Annotated in this window: 1 protein-coding gene; it reads left to right on the top strand. The window is 44.2% G+C overall.

Going from position 1 to position 950, the window contains the following annotated elements:
* Nucleotides 1-196: 196 nt before the first annotated feature.
* On the top strand, nucleotides 197-950 hold a 754-nt coding region (locus A3766_RS24325; protein ID WP_082907205.1), incomplete at its 3' end, for a TatD family hydrolase.

A 950-nucleotide genomic window follows, 5' to 3' on the forward strand; every position in this document is an offset into this window, starting at 1 on the left:
AGAAGATGCTACTGCCAAAAACAAGATTGAAACCTACCTGGCAGGCTCTTTAAGCTCAGATCGTCCTACACATAGTATGTAATAATAGGGGGGTGCCCCAATTTCTTGATACGATTCTTCAAGTGAGTCGCATAGATACGCATTTTTAGTTAGTATGTGCGGCTTTATCGTTGTAACAAGAGCGCGCTTGATTTTCATGTTTATTGACTCCCACTGCCACCTTGATCGTCTGAAATTAGCTCCATATGAAGGCGACTTGTCGCTTGCAATTTCAGCTGCCAAAGAAAACCTTGTAGACAAATTGCTTTGTGTCGCAATTGACCTGGAGCATATTGAAGAAGTGCTTCAGATTGCAGCTAAATTTCCCGATGTCTATGCTTCGGTTGGCGTGCACCCAGGTAGTACCGATTGTGAAGAGCCCACTATTGAACGCCTATTATCGCTTGCTGAGCGTGAAAAAGTCATTGCGATTGGAGAGTCGGGGCTGGATTACTATTATGGCCTGGAGCATAAAGATCTTCAGCTGGAAAGATTCAAGCGTCATTTAATTGCCAGTAAAGAATGTCGAAAACCAATTATTGTTCATACTAGAGATGCGAAGGAAGATACGCTAAACCTCATTGGCCAATACTCAGCCCCTGATGTCGCGGGAGTGCTGCATTGTTTTACTGAAGATTGGGATATGGCCTCCAGAGCGATGGATCATAACTTTTATATCTCATTCTCAGGTATTGTTACGTTTAAGAATGCTGTAGAGCTAAAGGATGTTGCTAAGCGAGTCCCATTAGAGCGCATGCTGATAGAGACGGACTCTCCTTATCTCGCGCCGGTTCCGTATCGTGGCAAGCCAAATGAGCCTAAGTATGTACCTGAGGTTGCCAAATATATTGCACAGTTAAAGGGCTGCAGCGTAGAAGAGGTTGCTGAGGTCACAAGTGAGAACTTTAAGA

The organism is Oleiphilus sp. HI0132 (genome assembly GCF_001635845.1).